General features: G+C 65.6%; 27 protein-coding genes. 9 read left to right on the top strand and 18 right to left on the bottom strand.

What is annotated here, in order from left to right:
• Nucleotides 1–11: 11 nt before the first annotated feature.
• On the bottom strand, nt 12–386 hold the full coding sequence (locus Rhe02_RS36805) for a hypothetical protein (protein ID WP_203913089.1): 375 nt from the start codon (nt 384–386) through the stop codon (nt 12–14).
• A 152-nt stretch (nt 387–538) separates the two neighbouring features.
• Between Rhe02_RS36805 and Rhe02_RS36800 the strand changes: the two genes are divergently transcribed.
• Complete coding sequence (locus tag Rhe02_RS36800) at nt 539–1,504, top strand: penicillin-insensitive murein endopeptidase (RefSeq protein ID WP_203913088.1); 966 nt, start codon at nt 539–541, stop codon at nt 1,502–1,504.
• A 52-nt stretch (nt 1,505–1,556) separates the two neighbouring features.
• Here Rhe02_RS36800 and cimA read toward each other — a convergent pair whose 3' ends face one another.
• From cimA to Rhe02_RS36775, 5 genes are all read right to left on the bottom strand, one after another.
• Nucleotides 1,557–3,122: a citramalate synthase gene (gene cimA, locus Rhe02_RS36795; RefSeq protein ID WP_203913087.1), complete on the bottom strand. Its 1,566-nt coding sequence runs from the start codon at nt 3,120–3,122 to the stop codon at nt 1,557–1,559.
• Between the two features lie 249 nt (nt 3,123–3,371).
• Nucleotides 3,372–4,415 (bottom strand): serine hydrolase domain-containing protein, encoded by a 1,044-nt coding sequence (locus Rhe02_RS36790; protein WP_203913086.1) that lies wholly within the window; start codon nt 4,413–4,415, stop codon nt 3,372–3,374.
• A complete protein-coding gene (locus tag Rhe02_RS36785; protein ID WP_203913085.1) occupies nt 4,405–4,926 on the bottom strand; it encodes a hypothetical protein in 522 nt (173 codons plus the stop codon). Before Rhe02_RS36785 ends, Rhe02_RS36790 begins: the two co-directional genes overlap by 11 nt.
• Nucleotides 4,927–5,009: 83 nt before the next feature.
• On the bottom strand, nt 5,010–6,839 hold the full coding sequence (locus Rhe02_RS36780; RefSeq protein ID WP_203913084.1) for a M91 family zinc metallopeptidase: 1,830 nt from the start codon (nt 6,837–6,839) through the stop codon (nt 5,010–5,012).
• A gap of 14 nt (nt 6,840–6,853) precedes the next feature.
• A complete protein-coding gene (locus Rhe02_RS36775) occupies nt 6,854–7,183 on the bottom strand; it encodes a WXG100 family type VII secretion target (RefSeq protein WP_203913083.1) in 330 nt (109 codons plus the stop codon).
• Nucleotides 7,184–7,238: 55 nt separating this feature from the next.
• On the opposite strand from Rhe02_RS36775, the gene abmR reads away from it, so the two are divergent.
• From abmR to Rhe02_RS36755, 4 genes are read left to right on the top strand one after another with little or no spacing between them, the layout of a single operon-like run.
• Nucleotides 7,239–7,748: an ATP-binding transcription factor AbmR gene (abmR, locus tag Rhe02_RS36770; protein WP_203913082.1), complete on the top strand. Its 510-nt coding sequence runs from the start codon at nt 7,239–7,241 to the stop codon at nt 7,746–7,748.
• A complete protein-coding gene (locus tag Rhe02_RS36765; protein ID WP_203913081.1) occupies nt 7,748–8,209 on the top strand; it encodes a group II truncated hemoglobin in 462 nt (153 codons plus the stop codon). Before abmR ends, Rhe02_RS36765 begins: the two co-directional genes overlap by 1 nt.
• 17 nt (nt 8,210–8,226) lie before the next feature.
• Nucleotides 8,227–9,000, top strand: coding sequence for a dioxygenase family protein (locus tag Rhe02_RS36760; RefSeq protein WP_203913080.1), 774 nt, complete (start codon nt 8,227–8,229; stop codon nt 8,998–9,000).
• A gap of 10 nt (nt 9,001–9,010) precedes the next feature.
• On the top strand, nt 9,011–9,757 hold the full coding sequence (locus Rhe02_RS36755; protein WP_203913079.1) for a tyrosine-protein phosphatase: 747 nt from the start codon (nt 9,011–9,013) through the stop codon (nt 9,755–9,757).
• Here Rhe02_RS36755 and Rhe02_RS36750 read toward each other — a convergent pair whose 3' ends face one another.
• Together Rhe02_RS36750 and Rhe02_RS36745 are read right to left on the bottom strand one after the other, a co-directional pair.
• Nucleotides 9,758–10,396, bottom strand: coding sequence for an HAD family hydrolase (locus Rhe02_RS36750; protein ID WP_239124288.1), 639 nt, complete (start codon nt 10,394–10,396; stop codon nt 9,758–9,760).
• 10 nt (nt 10,397–10,406) lie between these two features.
• Complete coding sequence (locus Rhe02_RS36745) at nt 10,407–10,874, bottom strand: MarR family winged helix-turn-helix transcriptional regulator (RefSeq protein ID WP_239124287.1); 468 nt, start codon at nt 10,872–10,874, stop codon at nt 10,407–10,409.
• Nucleotides 10,875–10,937: 63 nt separating this feature from the next.
• On the opposite strand from Rhe02_RS36745, the gene Rhe02_RS36740 reads away from it, so the two are divergent.
• From Rhe02_RS36740 to Rhe02_RS36730, 3 genes are all read left to right on the top strand, one after another.
• On the top strand, nt 10,938–11,273 hold the full coding sequence (locus Rhe02_RS36740) for a hypothetical protein (RefSeq protein WP_203913078.1): 336 nt from the start codon (nt 10,938–10,940) through the stop codon (nt 11,271–11,273).
• Between the two features lie 68 nt (nt 11,274–11,341).
• Nucleotides 11,342–11,599: a hypothetical protein gene (locus Rhe02_RS36735; protein ID WP_203913077.1), complete on the top strand. Its 258-nt coding sequence runs from the start codon at nt 11,342–11,344 to the stop codon at nt 11,597–11,599.
• Nucleotides 11,599–12,021, top strand: a complete 423-nt coding sequence (locus tag Rhe02_RS36730; protein WP_203913076.1) for an Imm70 family immunity protein — start codon at nt 11,599–11,601, stop codon at nt 12,019–12,021. The genes Rhe02_RS36735 and Rhe02_RS36730 overlap by 1 nt, the downstream gene beginning before the upstream one ends.
• 35 nt (nt 12,022–12,056) lie before the next feature.
• Here Rhe02_RS36730 and Rhe02_RS36725 read toward each other — a convergent pair whose 3' ends face one another.
• From Rhe02_RS36725 to Rhe02_RS36715, 3 genes are read right to left on the bottom strand one after another with little or no spacing between them, the layout of a single operon-like run.
• Nucleotides 12,057–13,223: an acyltransferase family protein gene (locus tag Rhe02_RS36725; protein ID WP_203913075.1), complete on the bottom strand. Its 1,167-nt coding sequence runs from the start codon at nt 13,221–13,223 to the stop codon at nt 12,057–12,059.
• Between the two features lie 13 nt (nt 13,224–13,236).
• The gene (gene rfbB, locus Rhe02_RS36720; RefSeq protein WP_203913074.1) at nt 13,237–14,196 is read right to left on the bottom strand and encodes a dTDP-glucose 4,6-dehydratase; all 960 of its coding nucleotides are present in this window, start codon (nt 14,194–14,196) and stop codon (nt 13,237–13,239) included.
• Complete coding sequence (locus Rhe02_RS36715; protein WP_203913073.1) at nt 14,193–15,257, bottom strand: glucose-1-phosphate thymidylyltransferase; 1,065 nt, start codon at nt 15,255–15,257, stop codon at nt 14,193–14,195. The genes rfbB and Rhe02_RS36715 overlap by 4 nt, the downstream gene beginning before the upstream one ends.
• A 91-nt stretch (nt 15,258–15,348) precedes the next feature.
• On the opposite strand from Rhe02_RS36715, the gene Rhe02_RS36710 reads away from it, so the two are divergent.
• Nucleotides 15,349–16,509 (top strand): glycosyltransferase, encoded by a 1,161-nt coding sequence (locus Rhe02_RS36710; protein ID WP_203913072.1) that lies wholly within the window; start codon nt 15,349–15,351, stop codon nt 16,507–16,509.
• Nucleotides 16,510–16,566: 57 nt separating this feature from the next.
• On the opposite strand, the gene Rhe02_RS36705 is transcribed toward Rhe02_RS36710, so the two are convergent.
• The 7 genes from Rhe02_RS36705 to Rhe02_RS36675 form a co-directional block, all read right to left on the bottom strand.
• On the bottom strand, nt 16,567–16,929 hold the full coding sequence (locus Rhe02_RS36705) for a hypothetical protein (RefSeq protein WP_203913071.1): 363 nt from the start codon (nt 16,927–16,929) through the stop codon (nt 16,567–16,569).
• Nucleotides 16,930–16,945: 16 nt separating this feature from the next.
• On the bottom strand, nt 16,946–17,605 hold the full coding sequence (locus tag Rhe02_RS36700; RefSeq protein ID WP_203913070.1) for a malonic semialdehyde reductase: 660 nt from the start codon (nt 17,603–17,605) through the stop codon (nt 16,946–16,948).
• A 32-nt stretch (nt 17,606–17,637) separates the two neighbouring features.
• Nucleotides 17,638–17,859, bottom strand: coding sequence for a ferredoxin (locus tag Rhe02_RS36695; protein WP_203913069.1), 222 nt, complete (start codon nt 17,857–17,859; stop codon nt 17,638–17,640).
• Between the two features lie 5 nt (nt 17,860–17,864).
• Nucleotides 17,865–19,070, bottom strand: coding sequence for a cytochrome P450 (locus Rhe02_RS36690; RefSeq protein WP_203913068.1), 1,206 nt, complete (start codon nt 19,068–19,070; stop codon nt 17,865–17,867).
• Nucleotides 19,071–19,097: 27 nt separating this feature from the next.
• Nucleotides 19,098–20,552 carry an MFS transporter gene (locus Rhe02_RS36685; protein ID WP_239124285.1) on the bottom strand — a complete coding sequence of 485 codons (1,455 nt, stop codon included), beginning with the start codon at nt 20,550–20,552 and terminating at the stop codon, nt 19,098–19,100.
• Entirely contained in the window at nt 20,539–21,846 is a 1,308-nt protein-coding gene (rfbH, locus tag Rhe02_RS36680; RefSeq protein WP_203913066.1) for a lipopolysaccharide biosynthesis protein RfbH, read from the bottom strand. Before rfbH ends, Rhe02_RS36685 begins: the two co-directional genes overlap by 14 nt.
• A gap of 64 nt (nt 21,847–21,910) precedes the next feature.
• Entirely contained in the window at nt 21,911–23,335 is a 1,425-nt protein-coding gene (locus tag Rhe02_RS36675; RefSeq protein WP_203913065.1) for an NDP-hexose 2,3-dehydratase family protein, read from the bottom strand.
• Nucleotides 23,336–23,426 lie beyond the last annotated feature (91 nt).

Raw genomic sequence — 23,426 nt, 5'->3', positions numbered from 1 at the left:
CCGGTAGAACGTTACTCGTTGATCTCGTCGACCTTCAGCTCGTCGGGGATGGCGAAAGCCACCACCTGCTCCACGCGTGCCGAAAGCCGGTTGATTTCATTGATGATCAACCCAAACCCTGTGTCCATCTTCCGATCCATGATCTCGAGCTTGGCGTCCATCGAGTCGAACCGCCGGTCTACCGCTTCAAAGCGCCGGTCGATCGCTGCGAACCGCTGGTCGACCGCTTCAAAGCGATGGTCGATCGCCTCGAATCGCTCCTCTGCCCAAGCCGTGTGATGAGCCAAGGTCAAGTTCAATGACTTCACCGCTTTGGCGACTGCTACCAGCCCCACCCCGTGATCTGTCACCTTGTCCATCTCCTCGTCGATGCGTTCCAGGGCCATCCGTTCCAACCTAACCACCCTCTCCTGGGGGAATTGGTGGGTCCCGTAAGGCCGCAGCGTCATCTTAATCGACTAACTCGGACGCTCGCAAGTGGATGATCGGGATGGTTAAGCATTTACATGGATGCGCCTGAAGTGTGAAACTTTGCTCCATGAGACTCGCCACCCGCGCATCGCTCATCATGGCGATGCTGTTCACCGCAGTTCTCACCATCGGCAGCCCGGCTCAGGCCTATGCCAACGCCTTCTTCCACACGCAAAGCAGTGGAAACCGGGGCGCGGACGTGCTCGCCATTCAGTACCTGCTAGCGCACCACGGTCAAGCCACCGCCCTGACCTCAGTCTTCGACTCGTCGACCGACGCCAGGGTGCGAGCCTTCCAATCGGCCAAAGGCCTTGGCGTGGACGGCATCGTGGGTCCCGCCAGCTGGGGCGCGCTCGCCGTCACCGTGCGGCTGGGCGACAACAACAACGCAGTGCGGGCGCTGCAGGCACAGCTCAACGCCAAGCGCAGCGCCGGTCTGGTGGTGGACGGCGACTTCGGGCCGGCCACCGACACCGCGGTGCGCAACTTCCAGTCCCACGCCGGGATAGGTGTGGACGGCGTCGTCGGCCCCACCACGTGGCGCAATCTGGTGTGGCACTACGACTATCCGTCGATGACCAACATCTGCGACCAGAACCCGGACGGCAACGGCACCGCGAACTGGGCCACCGGCGCAGCCATCGGCCAGGTCGAGAAGGCCGTCGCCGATTTCGCCGGCACCGGCCAGGGCAAGGTTCCCTTGGGCGACGCCGGTTTCGAGCACGGCGGCACCATCCCGGGACACGCCAGTCACGACGTCGGGCTCGATGTCGACCTGTGGCCCATCCGCACCGACAGTGCCCAGTGCACGGCCGGCCGGATCACCTGGCAGTCAAGCACCTACGACCGGGCCGCTACCCGCCAGCTGATCCAGATGATCCGCGCCGCGGCCCCTGGGCACGTCAAGGTGATCTGGTTCAACGATCCGACCCTGATCGCCGAAGGACTAACCGCACAACTGTCCAACCACGACAACCACCTGCATGTTCGGTACTGTGAAAAGGTCCACCCCAGCAGCCTCTACGACTGCTAAACCGTGACCGGCCGGCGTCGTCCGCCCCCCGGCGACGCCGGCCTCCGGTGTGCTAGACGCGAGCGTCTGCTTTGGACAGACCATAGCTCAGGGCGTCGACCAGGGCTCGCCAGCTGGCCTCCACCACATTCTCGTGAACGCCGACCGTGGTCCAGTCGCGTCCGGACTGGTCGACGGTTTCCACCAGCACCCGGGTGACCGCGCCGGTGCCGTGGGAGCCGGCCAGGATGCGCACCTTGTAATCGGCAAGCTCCAAGCCGGACAGTTGCGGGAAGTGGCGCGTCAGCGCCTGACGCAGGGCCTCGTCCAGCGCGTTCACCGGCCCGTTGCCCTCGGCGGTGGCGATGACCCGTTCGCCCCTGACCCGCAGCTTGACCGTCGCTTCGCTTACCACTGCCCCATCTTCGCGGTGCTCGACCAGTACCCGATAGGACTCCAGCGTGAACGGGGTCAGCTGCTCGCCCAGAGCCGAACGCACCAGCAACTCGAAGGAAGCGTCGGCGGCTTCGAACGACCAGCCCAGGGCCTCCATGTCCTTGACTTTCTGGGTCACCGCGGAAAGGATCACCGGCTGGCCGGCCAGGTCCACGCCGAGCTCGCGGCTCTTGAGCTCGATGCTGGCCCGGCCGGCCATCTCGGTGACAAGAATGGTCATGCCGTTGCCGACTACGGCCGGATCCACGTGGTTGTAGAGGGCCGGGTCGACTTTGATCGCGCTCGCATGCAACCCCGCCTTGTGGGCGAAGGCGGCCGACCCGACGTAGGCCTGGTGGGTGTCGGGCGCGATGTTCGCGATTTCGGCGATGGCGTGGGCTACCCGTGCCATCAGTTCCAAGCACCCGTCCGGTAGGACGGTCATGCCGAGCTTGAGTTGAAGGTTGGCGACGACCGCGAAGATGTCAGCGTTTCCGGGCCGCTCGCCGTATCCGTTGGCAGTGCCCTGAACGTGGCGCACCCCGGCTTCCACCGCCGCGATGGTGTTGGCCACGGCGCAGGCGGTGTCGTTCTGCGCGTGCATGCCCAGCAGCGCCGGGTCCACGCCGAGCTCGCCGATGGCCCGGGTCACCATGGACGGCAGCATCCCGCCGTTGGTGTCGCACAGCACCACCCGCTCCGCTCCCGCTTCCAGGGCGGTGAGCACCACCGATCGCGAATACTGCGGGTCGTGCCGGAATCCGTCGAAGAAGTGCTCACAGTCGACGAAAACGCGCCGCCCCTTGCCTTTCAGGTAGGTAACGCTGTCGCGCACCATTTCCAAGTTCTCTTCCCCCGTGGTACGCAGCGCGCGCTCGACGTGGCGGATATCGGACTTGGCGACCAGGCACACAGCGGGCGTCTGCGCATCGAGCAGCCCCTGGATCTGCGGATCGGCCGCAGCGGTAACACCCGCCTTTCGGGTCGACCCGAAAGCCACCAGCACCGCGTTTTTCAGCTCCAGCTCGGTCTGTGCTCGGCGGAAGAACTCGGTGTCTTTAGGCACCGCCCCCGGCCAGCCGCCCTCGATGAAACCGACGCCGAACTGGTCCAGCAGCCGCGCCACGGCAAGCTTGTCGGCGACTGAGTAGGTAAGCCCTTCACGCTGCGCCCCATCGCGAAGCGTTGTATCAAAGATCTGCATCGTGGCCCCTGAATAGTCATGGCCGCCGAAAACAAGAAGACCTCCCGCGGGTGCGGGAGGTCTGCGCGTCGGCGGGGAGGATTGCCGGCGCGCTAGGTGCCAATAATCAGCACGAAGCTCATCACGATGCCAGACAACCACCTGCGGCCGAGGTTTGGAAGCCAGCTCCCACTATTCAGGACGTGACAGATCTTGCCGATTGACCCTCGGCTCGCGCGGCTGCCGGCTGCGGCGTCGGGCATTCGTCGGCTAACGCGACCATGTGCTCCAGCCCGGCGGCTCGAAGACGTTGGCGACGCTGGCGAGAAGCTGATGGGTCGCCGGCCGGACAGAGGCGGTCATCGTCATAGACACGGTCAACTGACGCGTGGCGTCCGCGGTGTGGAAGGAGAGCATGTGATAACCGAATGCTCCACCGGTCTTGCCCCAGACGGTAATCCCGTTCGGCAAATCCACCCGGGCAAGACTTAGACCGCTGCCGACCCCGGGCGATGCCATCGGAATCGTGGTGCGCATGATCTCCGACTCGGACTGACCCAGCAAACCACCCGTCAACAGCGTGCCGAAAAAATGATTGATGTCACGGGCGGTCGAGGCCATGCCGCCGGCCGCACCCGCCTGAGAGGCGTTGATGGTGCTGATGTCGACGAGCTGACCGTCGACGTCGAGATAGCCGTGGGCGTGAGGCTCCGGCAGGGCCTCGGCATCGGTGGGTAGCAAGGTGTGGCTGAGGTCCAGCGGGCGAAGTATGCGCTGGGACACCATTTCCTCGTAGGTGAACCCGGAGGCCTTCTCAATCACCAGGCCGAGCAGGATGTAGTTGGTGTTGCAATAGGCCCATGCCGTTCCTGGATCGAACTCCGGCTCCTGCTTGACGGCCGGAATCACGATCTCCCAAGGATCCCACTGCTTGTACCGGTCCCTGACGACTCCGGCGGGAGTCAGGTCGTGGGTGTAGTCGTGCAGGCCGCTGGTGTGAGCCAGCAGGTGGTGCAACGTAATCCGGCCGCCTCCCGACACCACGCCCGGTAGCCAGCGCTCTATCGTGTCTGCCAGGCTGAGGCGGCCTTCACAGGCAAGCTGCAGGACCACGATGGCAGTGAAAGTCTTGGTAACGCTGCCGAGCCGGAACCAGCCGTGCGGATCCACCGGGCGCGCGCTGTTCAGCTCGGCGACACCGCTAGCGCCGTTCCACACGCCGCGCTCGTCGCGAAACTCGGCGAGCGCCGCGGGTGAGCCGTTGGCCACCAGCGCATCGAGCATCTGCTGGAGCTGCGCCCGGCTATTGGACATTCGCCGGGTCGGAGCAGAACAGGTGCTGGGGACCGTTGAGCGGGTAGGCGCCACGGCCACGGTCGGCGGGTTTCGGTGCAGGCGCCTCGCTTTGCAGGAGCACACCGATGCAGAAGACGGCCGTGGTCACCGGGTCGGGCAGCTTGACTTCGCTGACATAGGGACGGTTTCCCTTCAGCGGCCACGGAACCCGGAACTCTTCGGTGAACTGTTCGCCGCCCGGGATGACGATGCCTTCAATGGTGCCGACCGCGTCGGCGTTGGTGCCTGGCGGGATGGCGAAGGTGCGCTTGGCGATCTCCACGATCTTGTCTTCGCGAGCGGTGACGAAGACATCGTAGGAATGCGAAGCGGCGTCGCCGGGCACCCCGACGTAGGCGACCACGGGTGCTTCACCTTGGTTGAGCAGCGTGTAGCGGATGGCAAGCCCGTCGCCCTGACGCATCAGCGCGGCCGAGAGCGACACATCCGGCTTGGTGCCAGTGGCCTGCCACTGCGGTTCGTAGTCCACGTAAGCCTCCGCCGAACACCCCACAAGCATGAACAACGCCCCTGCCAACGCAACAACCGCGCGTTGCTTCGCACGCGCCAATATCATCGGTAGGACTTTCTTGTTGGCCAGCCCATTTCCTCGCGGAAACGGTTCTCGGTGTAGTCGTACGGGTGGTCGGGGTCGAGCTGGATGGGCGTGCTCGGGTCCTGGTCGTGGTCGATGGGCAGACCGACGGCTTCGCGCTCGTCGTTCTCGATGCCGTCGTCGACGCCGCCGACGACGTTGCCCTCGGCCGAGGTGTTGTTGCCGTAGTCGTAGACGTGGGCCATCTCGTGGAAGAGCCCGGCGATGGGCGGGCGCTGGTCGGAGGAGTCAAGGCGGCTCGGGTTGTAGGTGATGTTGTAGTCCTCGCCCAGGTGCCAGTTGGTGGAGTAGGAGGCGGTGTTGGAGCCGGCCTCCTCGATAACCAGCGGGTTGCCCTGATAGGAGATGCCGCCGAGCACGGGCCAGTCGGACGCGATGGCGGCCGAGTCGTTGTGGATTCTTTCCTGTTCCTGCAACATCTTCTGCCCGATCGGCGAGGCGTTCATCATGTCGAGGTCGGCGCGCACCCGCTCCTGGAACTCGGGCGAACCCTTGATCTCGATGAACTTGGCCGCGTCGGTGACCTCGACCTTGACGTCCTGGCGCACCCCCGCGACGGAGTCCTCGTCCTGCCGATAGGCGGTGTCATTGCCGCCCGACCCCGTGATGGTGTCCTTGCCAAGGCCGCCGTACATGACGTCGTCGCCCGTGCCGCCATCGATCTGATCGTTGTCGCGGCCGCCCGAGACGATGTCGTTGCCGGCTCCGCCGTGTACGACGTCGTCTCCGGTCGCGCCCTCGAGATAGTCGTTGCCCTCGCCGCCAGAGATCTTGTCGTTGCCGGACAGCCCGTAGAGCACATCGTCGCCCAGGCCGCCGGAGATGATGTCATCGCCACCCTGGCCGTCAACGTAGTCACGGCCGGAGCCGGCCGAGGCGTAGTCGTTGCCCGCGCCGGCGTAGACCTTGTCGTCGCCGTGCAGGCCGATGATGGTCTCGTTGCCGTCGCCGCCGCGCAGCTCGTCGCTGCCGCTGCCGCCGAGCATGGTGATGCTCAGGTTGGTGCCCTTGGGAACTTCGATGTGGTCGTTGCCGTCACCGGCCCGGATGGTCACCGGTGTGCCGGGCGGGAAGTAGTGCTTGGAGCCGTTGACTTCGACGATGACCTGGCCGGTGGCTGGATCGACGGTGACCTTGACGTTGTCGTCGCCGGTGCCGGTGTTCACCACTGCCTGGCCGTCGACCATGAGCACGGAGACGCCGTTGGTGGCCTCGGCCGGCAGCGTGAACGGGTCGGTGGTGCCGTCGGCCACGGACAGCCACTGCGTGGAGGTGGCGTCCCAGTCGGCGGTGGCGAACCCGCTCAGTTTGGCGTTCAGCGCGTCATCGAGCTCCTTGCGCAGGGCTCGGGCATGGTTGGCGGCGTCGCCCACGGCGGTGGCCTGCTCCGGGGTGTTCCATCGGAAGACGATTTCGCCTCCGGAACGCCAGCTCGGCACGGCCTTCATGATGCGCTCACGATCGGTGTCAAGCGCGCTCTGGTAGCGGCGGAGCAGGTCGGCCACGCCGTCGAGGGTGCCGGCGAGTTTCTCCGCGCTCGTGCTCGCGCCGTCGAGGCTGGTGATCACCTTGCCTTGGTGCTGGGCGAAGGAGTCGCGCGCTTTGCCCGCCCAGTCGGAGCCCAGCAGCTTCTTCGTGTCGGCGTCGAGGTCGTCGCCAATGGTCGTGGTGGACTTGCCCAGCCGTCGCCATGCGGCGGAAGCGGCCTCTATGCGCCCCGGGTTGGCCTCCAGCTCCCACAACGCGGCGTCAACCCGGATCTCCCTGTCCTCGGGAGGAATGGCCATCGAAGATTCCTCCCCTACAGCGGGATGTTGCGGTGTTGTTGGCGAAGTTTGCGAGCGGCGTCCTCATCGGCCTGCTGATAGGCGAAGGCGACCTGGAGCAGGCTCTCATTGTCGACCTCGAGCACGCCGATGATGCGCTCCAGCGCCGTGCCGGCACTGCCCACGACGCCGGTATAGGCGCTGTTGAGCTGGGCGGCCGGGCCCACCTTGCCGAAGTCGGCCGGGTTGATCAGCGCATCCGCTCGCACGCTGCGCAGCGCCGAGCCAAGATCTTTTGAATTGTCCAAATAGGACTGGGCCACCCGGGCGATTTCCACCGGATCGGCGCGAACTTCGTCCCCCATGTCCAGTAACCCTAGGGGTGTCCGCCCCCGGGTCCAAGCGTGTAATGTCGATTACATGATTACAAGCGATCAGGAGCAGAAGCTCCGCAGCTGGTTCGCCGGCCGGTTGCCGGAAGGGATCTACACCGAGCTCACCGAGGTCATCGTCGACCGCGAAGAGATCACCGTCGTGGGCCGCATCCCGGTGCCGACCCTCGACTCGGGCGAGGAGGCAATCGAAGGCCGCATCTCCGAGTTCCGCGAGCGCACCCGTGAGCAGCGGATGGACGCCGCACGGGAGGCCGAAACGCGCTTCCGCAAGAAGGTGGCCTGGGGCGTGCAGTGCGGCGACACCCGGACCGTCTTCACCAACGTCTCCGCTCCGGTGATGACGCGGCTGCGCCAGCCCGAGCGGGTGGTGCTCGACACCCTTGTCGCCGGCGGGGTGGCCCGAAGCCGCAGCGACGCGCTGGCCTGGTGTGTGAAGCTGGTGCAGCGCAACGCCGACTCGTGGCTCGGCGACCTTCGCCAATCCCTGGAGAACGTCCAGAAGGTGCGCGCGCAAGGTCCCGACAAGGAGGAGTGATGTCCGTTCCGAGCGTCTACGAATGGGCGGGCGGCGGCCCGGCCTTCGAGCGGCTGACGGCGGTCTTCTACGGGCACGTCCGGCAGGATCCGGTGCTGGCGCCGGTTTTCGCCGGGATGGATGAGCACCACGCCCAGTCCGTGGCCACCTGGCTGGGCGAGGTGTTCGGCGGTCCGGCCGACTACAGCAAGCATCACGGCGGGCACGCCCATATGGCGTCCAAACACCTTGGGCGCCATATCACCGAGCAACAGCGGCGGCGCTGGGTCGCTCTGCTGATGGACTCGGCCGACGAGGCGGGCCTGCCCACCGATCCGGAATTCCGGGCCGTTTTCGCCTACTACATCGAGTGGGGCACCCGGATGGCGCTGATCTACTCGGGCGAGAGCCCGCCCCCGGTCGATGCCGCTCCCATGCCGCAGTGGGGCTGGGGGCAGACCCCGCCCTGGCAACCCGAATGACGCGGTACCATTGTTGAATGGTCAACGACCGTACTCCCGCCCTGTATCTGAGCCACGGCGCGCCTCCGCTCGCTGACGACGCGCTGTGGACCCGGCAGCTGGCCGACTGGTCCGCCGAGCTGCCCAAGCCCACGGCCATCCTGGTGGTCTCCGCGCACTGGGAGGAGGCGCCCCTCGCGATCGGCGCCACCCAGACCGTCCCGCTCTATTACGACTTCTGGGGCTTTCCCCAGCACTACTACGAGGTTCAATATCGTGCGCCGGGCGCGCCCGAGCTGGCGGCCAAGGTGCGCAAGCTGATTCCGGGCGCGGTCGACGTGCCCGATCGCGGGCTCGATCACGGCGCGTATGTGCCGCTGGTCGAGATGTATCCGGCGGCTGATGTTCCCGTGCTGCAGATCTCCATGCCCACCCTCGATCCCGAGAAGCTTCTCGAAATCGGGCGCAAGCTGGCACCCTTGCGCGACGAGGGGGTTCTGATCATCGGTTCCGGATTCTTCACCCACAATCTGCGAGGCATGGACATTTCGGCCGGCTTTGACTCGGTACCCCCCAAGTGGTCCTCTGAATTTGATGAGTGGGGCGTGGACCGGCTCAACGCGGGCGACCTTGACAGCCTCGCGGATTTCCTGCACAAATCCCCATCGGGGCGGATGGCGCACCCGCGCACCGAACACTTCGCTCCCCTGTTCGTCACCCTGGGCGCGGCCGAGGTCGATTTGGCGACACAGCGCACGATTATCGAGGGGTTCTGGGGCGGGCTGTCCAAGCGCTCGATTCAGCTCGGCTAGGTTTGACGGTATGACGATCACCCCTGGAGACCGCGCGATCGCGTTCAGCACTGTCTTCAACTTCCGCGATCTTGGTGGGCTGCCCACGGTGGACGGGCGAAAAGTCAAGCGTGGCAAGGTCTTCCGCTCCGACAACCTGGGCCGGCTGCAGGAGCGTGACGCCGAGGCGTTCGCCGCGCTGGGCATCACGCGGGTGATCGATCTGCGCCGGGTCGGCGAGGTCGCCTCGCTGGGCCGGATTCCGGAGTGGACCAGGGTCGCCTGGCACCATCACCACCTCGAGCACGAGATGTGGGACCACTCCACCTATACCGACGAGATCGGCGTGGCGCGCTGGCTCGCCGACCGCTACCGCGATCTGCTCGAAACCGGAGCGGCGGACATCGCCCGCGTCATCACCCTACTGTCCAATGTAGACGAAGGTCCGGCTGTGGTGCATTGCGTGGCGGGCAAGGATCGCACCGGCCTGGTCAGCGCGATGGTGCTCTCCCTGCTCGACGTGCCCGACGACGAGATCGCCAACGACTACGCGCTGACCGAGCTGTCGGAGCCCGCCTATCTGGCCTGGGTGCGCAGTGTGGACCCGGCGGAGGCGGCGAAGGCGCAACCGCCGTTCTACACCCAGACGCCCGCCGACGCGATGCGGCTGACCATGGCCGAGCTGCGCGAGCGGCACGGCACCCCGCGCGACTATCTGCGCCGCAGCGGGATCACCGAGCAGACCGTCGAACGCCTCCGGCAAGGGCTGATCGAGTAGCTAAACCTCAAGCAGCGCAGGCAATTTGCGCATGTCGTCGAAGAGCACCGTGCCCGGGCCGGCCAGCCGATGGGCCGGGGTCACGCCGCCGGTGTAACCGAAGCAGCGCATCCCGGCGGCACGGGCGGCCTGCACGCCCGGCTCGCTGTCCTCCACGACGACGCAATGCTGTGGGGCGACCCCCATCTGGCGGGCCGCGTGCAGGAAAAGGTCGGGCGCGGGCTTGCCGTTGGCGACATCGGCCGCGCTGAAGATGCGGCCCGCGAATCGGTCGTAAAGCCCTGTCCTGCCCAGGGTCATCCTCATTTTCTGCTGGGTACCGCTGGAGGCCACACAGCTGGCGATGCTGATCGCGGCAAGGGCCTCGAGGATGCCATCGACCGGTTCGACCGAGGTCTCGAGCTCGCCGTAGTAGAGCTCGCGGCACCTCAGCGTCCACGCGGCGACATGCTCGTCGCCGACCCATTCGCTCACGATGCGCTGAATGGATTCGATGTTCTTGCCCACGAATTGCTCGATAATCTCGGCTTCGGTGGCGGTATGACCGTATTCGGCGAGGGCGGCGATATTGGTCCGGATGGCGATGCGTTCGCTGTCCACGAGGACGCCGTCGCAGTCAAAGATGATCAGGTCCGTCACTTGCGGCACCCTACCTCGAGCCGGGTTTTCTGGTGCGCCGGATCTCCTCCGCCGCTTGCTGGAACGCGGGCGCGGCCCGCTTGAAATAGGTGAAGAGCACGTCGAGCTCGGCCGCGGTGAAGCCGGCCAAAACGTCGCCCAGGTGCTTGCGCGCGGGACCCACCACCGCATCGAGGTCCAGCGAGCCGGGGACCTGCTCCACCAGCACACGTCGCCGGTCGGTGGCGTCGGCCGTGCGGCGGACATGGCCGCCGCGCTCGAGGCGGTCGATGAGCCGGGTGGTGGCGCCGGTGGTCAGCCCGGTCAGCTCGGCCAGCTCCCCCGGCGTCAGCCTGCCCTTGACCGACAGCATGCTCAGCGCCGTCCAGTCGGTGGCGTTCAGCCCGGCCGCCTCCGCGGTCGCCTGACCCTGCATCGCGACGGCGTTGAGGTAGTCGCGATAGATCAGGCTCGCCTTGGGCGGCATCCGGGTTGCCATGGCCTAGAAGCTTACCTAATCTTATATCTGCACGGATGCAGATACTGAGCTGAGGAAGATAAATTGAAGCCAAAGAAGCTGCTCTATGAGTTCACCGGTGTCGTGGCCCAGCCGCCCGCGGTGGTGCGGGAGAGGTTGCGCGGGATTCTTCCGGCCGGGTGGGCCGAATCGGGCGACGGGGTCTTTTTCCTCCAAGGCGGTTGGTGGTACCGCGGCGAATACGAGCTCATCGCCGACCCGCTCGGAACCCGGGTGACCCACCGCGTTTTCAACGTCGCCCAAGTCGGCAGGTGGGCCGTGCCGCTGGCCAACCGGTTCTTCATCGGCTTCGAAAAGCAGAGCCGAGCCGGGTACCTCGCCCTGCTTGACGTTGCGGCCCAAGGGAATCGGGCGAGTTGATCTCCACCTGGAAAGCGTGGCGGCCGACCCGGTCGGCGGCGTAGACGGGACCGGTACCCTGTTAGGCAATGGACCACCGATACTCCCGACGTCAGGCCGCGCGCGGCTCGCGGCCTGACGCCACCGACGACGGCAGCAGCTGGTACCTGCTGAAGATGGTGTCGCACATGCGGCTCACCTATCAGATAAAGCTGCTCACTTTCGCCGCGGCCGAGTCGGGAGCACTGCTGATCATCCGCGTGCCCCGCGCCTGCCACGTCTCCGACTCGCTGCGCGACTTCCTCAGCGCGCACAAGGCGCGAGTAAAGCTGGAACGGGTAGACTAATGGGCCTATATCTATGTGTTTTCACGAGCAACGAGGTCGACGACGAGATCGACGGCATCGAGGTCGGCTCCTACGAAGACTTCGGCCGACTCAGAGACGTTGTGGCGCAACGGCTTGAGCCCGACGGCTGGGGCAGCCGCTTCCCGGTGTTGATGGGCCACCCCGACTCGGACGGCCAGTGGACGCCGGAAGAGTCGGTGGCGCTCGCCGCCGAGCTGACCGTCATCGCCGCGGAGCTGGAACAGCTGCCCCCGATCGAGCTGCCCAAGGGCTGGCAGGCCGAGACGGCCGCCAAATTCGGGGTGGTGCCGCAAACGTTGCGCGATTGTTTCATCGACGTCGACGCCGAGTCGTTGCTCGACCGGCTCACCGAGCTGGCCCGCCTGTCCGCCCGCGAACGCCAGCCCATCTGGTTCCAGTAAGGGCCCGGCCGAGGCCGGGCCCTTAGCTGCATGCGTTATGAGCGGGCGCGGGCGAAGCGGCGCATGATGGGGCGCTCCACGAAGGTGAACAGGGCCCATGCCAGCACGATGGTGACGGCGAAGGCGGCGATGAAGAACGTGATGCCACCGGCCACCGAGAGCGGAGGCCCGCTCACGCCGCCGAACTGGGTCTGGGTCGGGCCGAGCGCCAGATAGCCGAACCTGAGCACCAGGTGGTGCAGCAGGAAGAAGGCGAAGGAGATCTCACCCAGCCACACCGCGAGCCGGCTGTTGAGTATCGACCGCTTGCCGGCGATGTCGATCGACGCCACGGAAGGGATGAGCAGCGCGAGCGGGACCACCGTGGCGGCAACGTAACCGTAGAGGAACGGGACGTTGAGCGAGAGAATGTAACCGCCGATGGCGAGCAGCGCCGCGACCACGACCGGCAGCTTGAACCACTTGCCGTTCAACACTATCCGTGCCAGCAGGATGCCCAGCGTGAACTCGAGCAACCGCACCACGGGGAACATGTACACGAACCAGACCTGCGTGAACGAGGCCGGGCCCCAGGCCATCTGCGGCTCGGAGGGCAGGAAGTTGTAGGAGACGACCGGCATCAGCACGGAAAGCGCCGCGATGACGATGGCGGTCGGCCAGAGCGCGCCCGCCTTGATCTTCGTGACGAGCCAGAAGACCAACGGGAACGACAGGTAGAACAGCGCCTCCACCGAAATTGACCAGGTCACGTCGTTGACACTGCCCACATAGGACAGATCGGGGAACCACGACTGGATCAGGAACAGGTTGGCCAGTGTTTGCGGCACACCGTCCAGCGTGCCGGCGAGACCGAGGCAGACCAGCGCGATCGCGAAGGTCACCACGTGGTTCGGTGCGATCTTGAAGAAGCGCCGCCGCCAGAACTTGGGCGCGGTGTCGCCGCTCTTCATCGACCAGGTGAGGACGAAACCGCTGAGGATGAAGAAGAACGAGACGCCCACGTGCCCGGCCGTGCCCGCGATGTCCATCAGGAACAGCGAAGCGTTGATGTCGGCGAAGACGAACAACAGCGCCGCGTGGAAGACGAACACCATGAACGCGGCGATGAAACGTAAACCGGTCAGCGCGTCTAACCTGGCGACCTTCGGTTGCAGCGCAACCTGGTTGGCCTGGGTGACCGGCGCAGATTGGGTGATGGTCATGTGGCTGCCTTTCTCAGTAGAAGGACGAGAAACCCCAGTTCTCCCGGTACCAGGCGACGGTGGACGCCAGCCCTTGCTCAAACGGGATCAGCTGTTCGTAGCCGAGCTCCTCGCGGATCTTGGAGTCATCCAGCGAGTAGCGCTGGTCGTGGCCCTTGCGGTCCTGCACGTACTTGATCAGGCTGGGATCGGCCCCGCAGAGTTCGACCAGCGCGTCGGCGATCTGTTTGTTGGTACGGTGATTGCCCCCGCCCACGTTGTAGACCTCGCCCGCGCGCCCAGACTGAAGCACCATCTGGATCGCCCGGCAGTGGTCGGAGACATGCAGCCACTCGCGCACGTTGGAGCCGTCGCCGTAAAGCGGCACCGGCTCGCCCTTGAGCAGCTTGGTGATGAAATGTGGGATCAGCTTCTCCCGATGCTGATACGGCCCGTAGTTGTTGGAGCAACGGGTGATCGAGACATCGAGACCGTGCGTGCGGTAGTAAGCGCGGGCGATCAGGTCACCGCCCGCTTTCGAGGCCGCATATGGCGAGTTGGGCGCCAGCGGCCATTCCTCGGTCCATGAGCCCTCGTCGATCGAGCCATAGACCTCATCGGTGGAGACGTAAACCACCTTGGGCACGCCCGTGCGCACGGCCGCTTCCAGGATGGCTTGGGTACCACCGACATTCGTGTGGACAAAGTCCGCGCCGGATTCGATGGACCGGTCGACGTGCGACTCGGCCGCCAGATGCACGACCGCGTCGTGTCCGGGCAGCAGGTCCAGCAGCATCGGCAGATCGGTGACATCGCCGCGGACAAAGCGCAGCCGCGGATGAATGCTGGGCAGGTTACCGCGGTTGCCCGCGTAGGTCAGGGCGTCAAGCACGGTGACGTCGGCTTCGGCGTAACCCGGATAGCCCCCTTCGATCATCGTGCGGACATACTGCGAACCGATGAACCCTGCGGCCCCGGTGACGAGAATCCTCACCCGGTCACCTCCAAGCTGGTGTGGTCGCCTACTACCAGGCGGTTTCGGCCGGTACCGGGAGAAGCGCTGAGAATAGAGAAGCGTCCGATGATGGAGCCGTAGATGTCGCGTACCTGATGCACCTTCGCCCCATTGAGAAGGATCGAGTTGTCGATGCTCGTCTGGCGCAGCTGGCAGTCGCGCCCCACGGTGGTGTGCGGGCCTAGATAGCTGTCTTCCACAATGGATCCGGCCCCGACGATCACCGGCCCGACCAGGCGTGAGCGCGACACCCTCGCTCCGGCCTCGAGCACCACCGGCCCGGTGAACTGGGTCGCCGCGTCGAAGTCGCCGGCGATCGAGGTACGCAGGCCGTCGAGCAGCTCGCGGTTGCACTCCAGCAGGTCCTCGACGTTTCCGGTGTCCTTCCAGAACCCGGAATACACGTGGCCGCGCACCTTCCAGCCGCTGGACACCAGCCATTGGATGGCGTCGGTGATTTCCAGCTCGCCACGCGGGCTCGGCTTGATCGCGGCGACGGCCTGGTGGATCGCGGGGGTGAAGAAGTAGACGCCGATCAGGGCGAGGTCGGTCTTGGGTTCCTTGGGTTTTTCCACCAGCGCGGTGACCCAGCCGTCCGGATCCACCTCGGCCACGCCGAACGCCTGCGGGTCGGGAACCTTGTGCAGCACCACCTGCGCCGCCGGCCTGCCCATCCGAAACTCGTCGGCCACCTCGGATATCCCCTCGGGCAGGATGTTGTCCCCGAGGTACATCACAAAGTCGTCGTCACCGAGGAAGCCCCGCGCGATCTGCACACAGTGGGCCAGCCCGCGCGGCGAGTCCTGCACGATGTAAGAGATCTGCACGTTGAAGGCGGAGCCGTCACCGAGCACCGAACGGATCTCGTCAGCGTGGCTGCCGACGATCATCCCGATCTGTTTGACCGATATCGACCGCAGGGTCTCCACAATATGGACGAGCACGGGTTTGTTGGCGATCGGCATGAGCTGTTTAGGCATCGAATAGCTGAACGGGCGTAGCCGGGTACCCGCTCCTCCGGCCAGGACCAGGGCTTTCATTTCACCCTCCTTTGTGGAAAGGCAAGTCTGTAGGCGTCTAGTCGAGCCGAGGTCAAGTGAGGATCGTGAGCGGATTCCTACATTGACCAGCATGAGGATTCTGGTGACCACCGGCCCGGCCTACGGGCTTCTGAACCCTGTTGTCCCGATGGCGTGGGCGTTGCGGTCATCCGGCCACGACGTGTTGGTGGCGGGGCCGGAACCGATGGCCGATATGGTCAACGGCTCGGGTTTGCCGTTCGTCCCGACGTGGGGCTACATGCATATGAAAGAGGTCATGCTCTTCGACCGTGCGGGCAACGCGCTCATCCCGGCGCCGGAGGAGGATGCGGCGCTGGAGCAGATCGGCCGCGGCTTCGGCCGGCTCAGCGCCCGGGTTCTCAAGCGCACCATGGAAGTGGTGGAGTCGTGGCAACCCGACGTAGTCATGGCCGAGCCCCACCTTTACGCGGGCGGCGCGGCGGCGGCCGCCTTCGGCATTCCGTGGGTCGAGCACGGCATCGGCATGGGGTACCGGCAGCAGTGCGACGACTGGGGGGTGGACGAGTTCCGCCCCGAGCTGACCGAGCTGGGTTTCGACGGCCTGCCCGCGCCGGCTCTGATCCTGGACAACTGCCCGCCCACCGTGCGCCGGGCCGATGCCAAGCCGGGCGTCGACATGCGCTATGTGGCCTATGACAAGCCCGGGACGGTCCCGCCCTGGGTGTTCGAAAAGCGAAGCAAGCCAAGGCTTCTGCTCACGCTGGGTACGGTCGAGCCCAAGTTCGTCGGCGTCGACTCGCGCCAGATCGGGGGCGGCATGCCGCTTTTCAACGAGCTGATCCGCACCCTGCCCACGATGGGCATGGAGCTGGTCATCGGCGCCTCGGACGAGGTGGTGGCCCAGCTCGGCCCGCTGCCCGACTCGGTCATCGCCGCCGGTTGGCTTCCGCTGACCTCCGTGCTGCCCGCGGTCGATCTGGCCGTGCATCATGTGGGCGCGGGCACCACCATGGCCTGCCTGCTGGCCGGGCTGCCGCAGCTGCTCATCTCCCGCAACGCCGAGCAGACCGACACCGCCCGGCGTCTCAACGAATTCGGTGCGGCGAAACAGATCGTCTCCGAGGACGTCGACCCGTCGCTCATCCTCGACGCCGCGCGGATCCTGGTGGAGGACGACTCCTACCGCAAGCAGGCGCAGGTGCTTCGGGAAGAGGTGCTTTCCCTTCCCTCGCCGGCGCAGCTGGTCCCGCTCATCGAGAAGCTGGCCTGACCCCAGACATAGTTCAGGCCCGTCCACGTCTGGACGGGCCTGAACTTTTCCCAGTTGTCAGCGCGAAGCACTAAGGGTTACCGCGATCGGCTCCTGAACCGAGCCGTCGGTTTTGTGCATGATGGCGGTGCCGCTCGACTCGTGCGAGTCGCCGGTGACCGTCACCTGCTGGATGCTGTAGATCGTGCCGATGTCGGGGCCACCGGTGTGGTCGGGCAAGGGATGCGACAGGTGATAGATGAAAGTTCCATCGGGGCGCGCGATCCAGTGCCCTGAGCCGGTGAAGAACGGCTTGCCGTCCGGGCCTGCCGGCCCCAGCGCTTCCAGCGTGTGATCGGGGTGGAAGATGAACGTCGTGGTGTAAGGTGACGTCTCCCCGTTGATGGTGGACTTGGCCACCCAGGTCCCAGCGAGAGTCATGGCAGGGTCGTCCTATCTAGAGGGTTGACACGGCATGCTTGTAGTCGAGCCTGGGTAGCCGGTCGGGGAACCAGGCGTCCTTGCCGGGCTTGCCGATGTTGCACACCAGCAGTGGCTTGAACCGGCCGTCGCCGAAGAACTCCTTGGCCAGCCCCTCGGCGTCGAAGCCGCCCATCGGGCCTGCGGCCAGGCCGACGGCACGAACGGCGAGGATGAAGTATCCAATTTGGATGGATGCGTTGAAGATGGCCTCCTCCTCGCGGACCGGGGCCTCGGAGAAGAACAGGTCGCCCGCCATCGGGAACGGCGGGTAGAGCTCGGCCAGGTGTTCGGTGAACTTCAGGTCGGCGGCGAGGATCGCGACCAGTGGAGCGGCCGAGGTCTTGGCCTGGTTGGGCTCAATCATGTGATGCACCAGGCGCTCGCGCGCCTCCTTGGTGCGCACCAGCACGATGCGCAGGTGCTGGCCGTTGAACGAGGTAGGCCCGTTCCTGACCAGATCGTAGATCTGCTTGATCTGCGCGTCGGTGACCTTGGTGTTGGTGAATGTGCTCGCTGTCCGCGCGTTACGGAAGAGCAGATCCATACCGGTCGCGCTCAGGGGTCTTAGGGAGGTAGACAATGCAGGACCCTTTCTTTCCGGCAAACGTGTTGTGTCCACCTTTGCGCCCTCCATTGGAGACTTAGTCGCGGTTCGCTAGAGTCCCACTAGAGCGGCGCCAGGGTCTTCCCGCTGGCCGCCTCCCGGACCCGAATCGCCTCCACCGGGCACAGCGAGGCGGCGTCGGTAACCGCCTCGTCGGGCTCGATGTCGTCTTTGATCACACGCACCTTTCCAGTGTTGTCCAGCTCGAAGTAGTCCGGGGCGGACCCGGCGCACATGCCCGTCCCGAGACAGGACTGACGATCGGCTTCGATCTTCCACACCATCGCCGTCACCACGCAATCAAGAGCTCTTGCGGGGCACGTTGCAGCGTGCCCTTGCGGAAGGTGACCTCCTCCGGCGCGGTGGCCAGACGCAGCTGCGGAAAACGTTTGAGCAACGAGGAAAGCGCGATCTCCAGCTCCATCTTGGCCAGCTGGGCGCCCAGGCACCGGTGCACGCCGTGCCCCGTACCCAGATGAGGATTGTCCTCACGATGAAAGTCAAGGACATCGGGGTTGGCGAAGACCGACCCATCGCGATTGGCCGACATCATCGACGGCAGCACCGCGTCTCCGGCCCGCACCAGCACCTCGCCCAGCACCACATCCTCGGTGGCCACCCGGGGGAACGAGGTACCCGCCAGCAGCGGGGTGTAGCGCAGCATCTCCTCGACCGCCTGCGGCACCAGGCCCGGATTGTCGCGCAGCTCCTGCATATGTTGCGGATGGGTGAGCAGAAGATAGGTGAAGTTGGTGATCTGGTCGGCGGTGGTCTCGTTGCCGGTCACCACCACGGCCACCCCGAGGTTCACCATCTCCTGCTCGGTGAGCCTGTCCTGCTCGTCGCGGGCACTCACCAGCACGCCGAGCAGATCGTCCTTGGGATCGTTGCGGCGGATCTCCAGCTGGTCGGCCAGGTAGGCCCGGATGCTCGCAGCGGCTTCCAGCACCTCGTCGCGGGTATAGCCCGCCGACAGAGTGGACAGCGCGATATCGGTCCACTTCTGCACCTTCGGCCTGTCCTCATAAGGGATTCCCATCAGTTCGAAGATGGTCATTCCGGGCTGGGGGCGGGCGAAGGACTCCACGAGATCGATCGGGGAGCCGTGCTTTTCCATCTCGTCGAGCAGATCGTCGACGATCTTCTGCACCCACGGCCGCAGCGAGTCGATGCGCCGCATGGTGAACGCCTTGGCCACCACCCGGCGCAGCCTGGTGTGCTCGGGTGGGTCCATCGCCACGATGGTGTCCGGCCCCGGCCCGAACGGGATCAGGCTCGGCTCGTCGCCCTTGCCCACCGCTTGTGCCCGGCTGAAGCGCGGGTCGCCGAGGACCAGGCGCACGTCCTCATACCGGGTGGCCAGCCAGGCCGGCCGCCCGAACGGCAGCTTCACCCGGACCAGCCCCTGCGCCTCGCGGACCTCGGCGTAGGCCGGGTCGAGGTTGAGCCGGTCCGGCTCGCTGAACGGATAGCTTCTTGGTTCTTCGCTCACCATGGTTTTCAGTCCTGTCTACTCCGGTGATCAGTGGGAGGAAGGCGACTCCCAGGACGAGCGGGCCTTGGGCAGCAGGAAGGCCGCGGCGAAAGCGAGCACTAGCATCACTCCCACCGCCCACAGGGTGGTCCGGAAGGCCGCGGTGTGTTCGCCGAGCAGTCCGAAGTAGACGGTGCCGAGCACCGCCACCCCGAGCGCGCCGGCGAACTGCTGCACCGCGGTGAAGGTGCCCGAGGCCGAACCGGTCTCGTGTGGTTCCACCGCAGCGAGGAAGATGTTGAACAGAGCCGACAGCGCGAAGCCGATGCCCACCCCGGTCACCAGGAGCGAGGGCGCGAAGCGCCACGGCGTCATCTCCGGGATCAGGGTCAGCGCGAGCAGCAGCACGCCCGCCCCGGTGACGATCACGCCGAGGTGAATCAGCCTGCGGCCCAGACGATCCGCCAGCCACATCCGCGCCACCACCAGACCCACCGCTTGCGCGAACGCCATCGGCAGCACGGTCAGCGCGGCCTTGAGCGGGCCGTAGCCCAGCCCCACCTGCAGGTAGATGGTGAGCACGAGCGAGAAGCCGACCAGAGCCCCGAACAGGGACAGCCCACCGACCAGCCCACCGGTGAAGGCGCGCTTCTTGAACAGGGTCGGAATGACCAGCGGTTCGCCGCCGCGTGCGGTGTGGGTGCGCTCGTACCAGCCGAAGAGGCCGAAGAGCACGATTCCCAACACCAGCAAGCCGAATATCCACAGCGGCCAGCCATACTGATGCCCCTGCACCACCGGGAAGACGAGCAACAGCGCCGCTAGCGAGACAATGCCCGCGCCCGTCCAGTCCAAGCGTTTCGCTGTGGGGACACGGGATTCGGGCAGATATTTCACCGCCATGAACAGCGCGACCGCACCCAGCGGAAGGTTGATCAAGAAGATGGAACGCCAGCCGAGGCCGAGCAGGTTAGCCGAAAGCAGCCAGCCACCAAGGATAGGGCCACCCACGGTGGCGATACCCATCAGCGGGCCGATCATGCCGAAGGCGGTGCCCAGCTCGCGCGGCGGAAAGAGCTCCTTGAAGAAGCCGAGGCCCTGCGGAAGCATCACCGCGCCGAAAAGGCCTTGCAGCACACGGAACACCACCAGCTCGCCCGGGTCGGTCGCCAGACCGCACAACACCGACATGAGCGTGAAGCCGCCCATCCCGATGAGGAAAATCTTCTTGCGCCCGTATATATCCCCGAGCCGCCCGCCGACGATCAGCCCGCTGGAGAGGGCCAGCGTGTAACCGGCCGTCAGCCACTGCATCACGCTGTTGCCGCCGCCGAGGCCGGCCCGGATGACCGGGGCGGCGATGGTGGTGATGAGGGAGTCCAGCAGGTCCAGGACTCCAGCGAAAAGGACCACCCCAAAAGCGATCCAGCGCACGCGGTAGACGGCGCCCGAGGCCGAGGCGAAGGTGGGGGTGGTGGGGGCTGACTGCTCAACTGTGGTCATCGACATACTCCTTGATCGAGGCGATGACGTAATCGAGCATCTCATTGGTCAGACCCGGATAGACGCCGATCCAGAAGGTCTGATCAGTGATGATGTCGCTGTTGCGCAGCTCGCCTACCACGCGATGTGGCTTGTCGAAATAGGCCGGGTGCCGGGTCAAGTTGCCCGCGAAGAAGCGACGAGTCCCGATCTTTCGGTCTTCCAGAAAATCCATCAAACCTTTTCTTGTGTACGGGGCGTCAGGCTCGACCGTGATGACGAAGCCAAACCAGCTGGGGTCGCTGCGCGGCGTGGGCCGGGGAAGCAGCAGACCTTTCACGCCCTCCAGCCCGTCGCGCAGCCGTTTCCAGTTGGCCCGGCGCGCGGCGCAGAACTCATCGATCTTCGCGAGCTGGGAAAGCCCAAGCGCCGCTTGCAGATCGGTCGCCTTCAGGTTGTAGCCGACGTGGGAGAAGATGTATTTGTGGTCGTAGCCGTAGGGCAGCGTCCCCAGCTGATACTGGAAACGCTTGAGGCACTTGTTGTCCTGGCCCGGCTCGCACCAGCAGTCCCGTCCCCAGTCGCGCATCGACTCCACGATGCGGGCCAGAGCCAGGTTAGAGGTCAGCACACAGCCGCCCTCACCCATGGTGAGGTGGTGCGCGGGGTAGAAGCTGACCGTCATCATGTCGCCAAAGGTGCCGGTGAGCTTGCCGTCGTAGGTGGAGCCGACCGCATCGCAGTTGTCCTCGATCAGCCACAGCCCGCGTTCCTTGGCCAGCTGCGCCACCTCCGCCACCTCATAGGGGTTGCCGAGCGCGTGCGCGATGATGATGGCCTTGGTCTTGGGCCCGATAGCAGCCTCGATCGAAGCGACGGTCGGGTGATAGGTGCCCAGCTCGACATCGATGAAGACCGGGACGAGACCGTTCTGCAGGATCGGGTTCACGGTCGTGGGAAAACCCGCGGCGACCGTGATCACCTCGTCGCCAGGCTGGAGCGCGCGCTCTTCGAGCGCGGGCGAGGTGAGGGCCGAGACAGCGAGCAGATTGGCCGATGATCCGGAGTTGGTCAGGTGAGCTTTGCGCCGTCCCAAATAGCGGGCAAAGGCCGACTCGAACTTGCGTGAGCTGACGTTCGCGGCGATGCGCAGCTCCAGCGCTGCCTCCACCAGCGCTACCCGGTCGTCCTCGTCGAGCACGGCACCTGACGGCCAGATCTCGGAGACGCCCGGTTCGAAGACCCGCTGGACGGACTGCTGCTGATGGTACTTGCGCACCTCTTCAAGCAGCCGCTCCTTGGCGTAGTCGGTCATGTCAACCTCCCTAATGCAGGCCAACTCTGGTCCAAGCCGCTCGAACGCCGCTGGACGCGGGTGCTCATGAGATCGCGTTGATGCACGCCACCAAGGTGCGAGCCTGCACGTTGACGTAATGCCCGTGCCGCAACAGGTCGGTGAGCTGACCCAGGGTGATCCAGGTGTAGTCGTCCGGGATGTCGTAGGGAAGCTTGTCATCGGCTTCGACTATCAGGTAACGGCTTTCGGCGTTGAGGAAGCGGCCACCCTCCTCGGAGTGGACGGCCTCGTAGCGGATCCGGGCCGGATCGATCTTCTGCAGGTAGTCCAGCAGGAACGGCCGCTCGGCGCCGTCGTAATCGTCGTAGTTCCACGGAATGCACTGCAGGGTCGGCCCCAGCTCCACCGAATCCAGGAAGCCGCCCTCCATCCGGGCGTTGACCAGAACGTGCAGGACGCCGCCGAAGTTCTTCAGCACGAAGGCCACCAGGCCGTGCCCGCGCGGCTCGAACAGCGGCTGGGTCCAGCTGGTCACCTCGCGGTTGCCCGCCTTCACCGCCACCGCCACCACACTGAAGTACTTGCCGTCGGTGCGGGCGATCTCCTTTTCGGTGGTGTGCCAGCCCGGCACCTCCTTGAGCGGCATCCGCGAGATGTCCAGCTCGCAGAGGCTGCGCTGGGTGGTGAACCAGCTCATCACCTCGGCCGTGGTGTGCAGAGCCCCGGCGTGGCGGTCGCGCGACGCAGCCAGCGAGATCTGGAACGGGTTGGAGTACTCGTGGACCCGCGCCTTCGCCGGCGGCATGCACGACAGCACCGTGCGCGAGTCCATGTTGATGACGTTGTCCCGCTTCATCAGCTCGTTGATCTGGCCCACGGTCAGCCAGCAGAAGTCGTCGTGCAGCGGCACCTCATCGGTCACCTCGACCACCATGTTGCGGTTCTTCTTGCGGAAGAACCACGAGCCGTGCTCCGACTGCAGCACATCGGCGATGATGTCCCCGCGGCTGGGCCCGACGAAGTACTCCAGGTAGCGCACCGCGGCCCCGTTGTGCACGCGGGTGTAGTTGCTGCGGGTCGCTTGCACGGTCGGCGAAAGCTGCAACAGGTTGGGGTTGCCCGGCTCCATCTTGGCCTGCATCAAGCAGTGCAGCACCCCGTCGAACTCCTTGACCAGGATGCCGAGGATGCCCACCTCGGGCTGATTGATGATGGGCTGATGCCACTCACGGACCGGCCCGGCCCAGGAAAGCACCCGCAGCCCCTCCACCGAGAAGAACCGGCCGCTGCGGTGCCCCAGGTTTCCCGTGTCCTGGCTGAAGCTCCAGCCATCGAGTTCGCTGAATGGAATCCGGGTCACCTGGAAGTTGTTGGCCTGCTGACGACCCGCGAACCAGGCATCGAACTCGCCGACGGTCAGCTGTACGCCGTCGCGAGCCTCGGCGGAATCGGCAAGGCGCGCAGGAAGATCTACATCTTCCCTGCGGCGCAGCACGGTAAGCGTCATGAGTCTACCCTCGCCACCTGCGCTAGAGCCTCACCAGAGATCGGCAGTAAAGCTGGCGCGTGCGAAGCAACGCGCGGCAGCGCCGCTGTAA

It is taken from the genome of Rhizocola hellebori (assembly GCF_016862955.1).
Classification (GTDB): Bacteria; Actinomycetota; Actinomycetes; order Mycobacteriales; family Micromonosporaceae; genus Rhizocola; species Rhizocola hellebori.
This window is presented reverse-complemented; position numbering and strand designations above follow the sequence as displayed.